The sequence below is a fragment of the Comamonas badia DSM 17552 genome (assembly GCF_000484635.1).
Classification (GTDB): Bacteria; Pseudomonadota; Gammaproteobacteria; order Burkholderiales; family Burkholderiaceae_C; genus Comamonas_C; species Comamonas_C badia.
On sequence record NZ_AXVM01000021.1, the window covers coordinates 1 to 3591 of the forward strand.

The 3591-nt window shown below is 52.7% G+C and carries 2 rRNA genes; both read right to left on the reverse strand.

The features are described 5' to 3' along the window. Positions 1-54 precede the first annotated feature (54 nt). Positions 55-167 (reverse strand): 5S ribosomal RNA (rrf, locus tag K320_RS0117835). A 130-nt stretch (positions 168-297) separates the two neighbouring features. Next, a 23S ribosomal RNA gene (locus K320_RS0117840) occupies positions 298-3174 on the reverse strand. Between the last annotated feature and the right edge of the window lie 417 nt (positions 3175-3591).

Consider the following 3591-nt stretch of genomic DNA (forward strand, 5'->3'; position numbering starts at 1 on the left):
AAAACCAAACCCCCTGCTCTTGCTGGAGGCAGGGGGTTGTGGTGTGGTGATGGTGCCTGACGATGACCTACTTTCACACGGGGACCCGCACTATCATTGGCGCGAAGCTGTTTCACGGTCCTGTTCGGGAAGGGAAGGGGTGGTGCCAGCTTGCTATTGTCATCAGGCGTAAAGGGGGGTCTGTGCTGTTTGGTGGCGCAGACCGTTCATAGAGTCGAATGGAATTTGATTGTGTCCTTGGCATGGTCTTGAGGCGTTGTGCTGCAGCTGGTGCAGCACGGTTGGCGTCAAGGTTATAGGGTCAAGCCGCACGGGCAATTAGTACTGGTTAGCTCAGGGCATTGCTGCTCTTGCACACCCAGCCTATCAACGTTGTGGTCTACAACGACCCTTCAGGGGGCTCAAGGCCCCGGCAGATCTCATCTTGGAGAGAGTTTCGCGCTTAGATGCTTTCAGCGCTTATCTCTTCCGCACATAGCTACCCTGCGATGCCACGGGCGTGACAACAGGTACACCAGCGGTGCGTCCACTCCGGTCCTCTCGTACTAGGAGCAGGCCTCCTCAAATCTGCAGCGCCCACGGAAGATAGGGACAAAACTGTCTCACGACGTTTTAAACCCAGCTCACGTACCTCTTTAAATGGCGAACAGCCATACCCTTGGGACCGACTACAGCCCCAGGATGAGATGAGCCGACATCGAGGTGCCAAACACCGCCGTCGATATGAACTCTTGGGCGGTATCAGCCTGTTATCCCCAGAGTACCTTTTATCCGTTGAGCGATGGCCCTTCCATACAGAACCACCGGATCACTATGTCCTGCTTTCGCACCTGCTCGACTTGTCAGTCTCGCAGTCAAGCACGCTTGTGCCATTGCACTATCGTCACGATGTCCGACCGTAACTAGCGTACCTTCGAACTCCTCCGTTACGCTTTGGGAGGAGACCGCCCCAGTCAAACTGCCTACCATGCACTGTCCCCGATCCCGATAAGGGACCCAGGTTAGAACCTCAAACGCACCAGGGTGGTATTTCAACGTTGGCTCCAGGCAAGCTAGCACCTGCCCTTCAAAGCCTCCCACCTATCCTACACAGATCCGTTCAAAGTCCCATACAAAGCTACAGTAAAGGTTCATGGGGTCTTTCCGTCTTTCCGCGGGGAGATTGCATCATCACAAACATTTCAACTTCGCTGAGTCTGCGGAGGAGACAGTGTGGCCATCGTTACGCCATTCGTGCAGGTCGGAACTTACCCGACAAGGAATTTCGCTACCTTAGGACCGTTATAGTTACGGCCGCCGTTTACTGGGACTTCGATCAAGAGCTTGCACCCCATCAATTAATCTTCCAGCACCGGGCAGGCGTCACACCCTATACGTCGACTTTCGTCTTTGCAGAGTGCTGTGTTTTTATTAAACAGTCGCAGCCACCGATTTATTGCAACCCCTTTTGGCTCCCTTTGTACAAGTTCACCTACTCAGGGCATACCTTCTCCCGAAGTTACGGTATCAATTTGCCGAGTTCCTTCTCCGCAGTTCTCTCAAGCGCCTTGGAATACTCATCTCGCGCACCAGTGTCGGTTTGCGGTACGGTCGTCAATGGCTGAAGCTTAGTGGCTTTTCCTGGAAGCAGGGTATCACTCACTTCATGTGCAAGCACACTCGTTATCACCCCTCATCTCAGCCCGGCGGATTTGCCTACCGGGCACGACTACAGGCTTGAACCGGGATGTCCAACACCCGGCTGAGCTAACCTTCTTCGTCCCCACATCGCACCATTGAGCGGTACAGGAATATTGACCTGTTTCCCATCAGCTACGCATCTCTGCCTCGCCTTAGGGGCCGACTCACCCTACGCCGATGAACGTTGCGTAGGAAACCTTGCGCTTACGGCGAGCGGGCTTTTCACCCGCTTTAACGCTACTCATGTCAGCATTCGCACTTGTGATACCTCCAGCATCCGTTACCAGACACCTTCACAGGCTTACACAACGCTCTCCTACCACGCACGATTGCTCGTGCATCCGCAGCTTCGGTAACTGGCTTAGCCCCGTTACATCTTCCGCGCAGGACGACTCGATCAGTGAGCTATTACGCTTTCTTTAAATGATGGCTGCTTCTAAGCCAACATCCTGACTGTTTTAGCCTTCCCACTTCGTTTCCCACTTAGCCCGTTTTAGGGACCTTAGCTGGCGGTCTGGGTTGTTTCCCTCTTGAGTCCGGACGTTAGCACCCGGTGCTCTGTCTCCCAAGCTCTACTCTTCGGTATTCGGAGTTTGCATAGGGTTGGTAAGTCGCCATGACCCCCTAGCCTAAACAGTGCTCTACCCCCGAAGGTAATACTTGAGGCACTACCTAAATAGTTTTCGGAGAGAACCAGCTATTTCCAAGTTTGTTTAGCCTTTCACCCCTATCCACAGCTCATCCGCTAATTTTGCAACACTAGTCGGTTCGGACCTCCAGTGCCTGTTACAACACCTTCATCCTGGCCATGGATAGATCACTTGGTTTCGGGTCTACACCCAGCGACTGAATCGCCCTGTTCGGACTCGGTTTCCCTGCGCCTTCCCTATTCGGTTAAGCTTGCCACTGAATGTAAGTCGCTGACCCATTATACAAAAGGTACGCCGTCACCCTTGCGGGCTCCGACTTTTTGTAAGCATGCGGTTTCAGGATCTATTTCACTCCCCTCCCGGGGTTCTTTTCGCCTTTCCCTCACGGTACTGGTTCACTATCGGTCGATGATGAGTATTTAGCCTTGGAGGATGGTCCCCCCATGTTCAGACAGGGTTTCTCGTGCCCCGCCCTACTTGTCTGCAGCCTAGTACCACCAGTAAATTTTTGCATACGGGGCTATCACCCACTATGGCCGGCCTTTCCATGCCGCTTTGCTAATCTACCGACTATCACTGCAAGGCTCTTCCCATTTCGCTCGCCACTACTCTGGGAATCTCGGTTGATGTCTTTTCCTCAGGGTACTGAGATGGTTCAGTTCCCCTGGTTTGCCTCGCACCCCTATGTATTCAGAGTGCGATACCCTTGCGGGTGGGTTTCCCCATTCAGAGACCTCCGGATCAATGCTTGTTTGCCAGCTCCCCGAAGCTTTTCGCAGGCTACCACGTCTTTCCTCGCCTATCATCGCCAAGGCATCCACCACATGCTCTTGTTCACTTGACCCTATAACTTTGACGCCAGAGCTTGCACTCCGACTTCTCGGTCTTCTTTCAAGTTCACTTGCGAGGTCTTGCACCTCGCGCGTTTCATGCCGTAACGCGAATATTTTCTTGGCTCCACCATTTCTGGCGGTGCTTTGAGAACCATTCGTCATTACTTGAACAGATTTTCTTTCGAATTTCATGTCCGTTTTGACGCAATCAAATTCTTGTCGCTGATGGCACGGTGCGTGGATGTTTTCCACGCTTTCCACCAGCGACGCTGATTCGACTCTATGAATTTTTAAGGAACAGCCGAGAACCGTTGCCGGTTCGTGTGTTGGCAAATGCCAATATCAAAACAACCGCGCTCCCGCTTGTTTTGATATTGCCGCTTGCGGCTCGTGTCTTCTTTTTCTCTTTTCTCTTTTCTCTTTTCTCT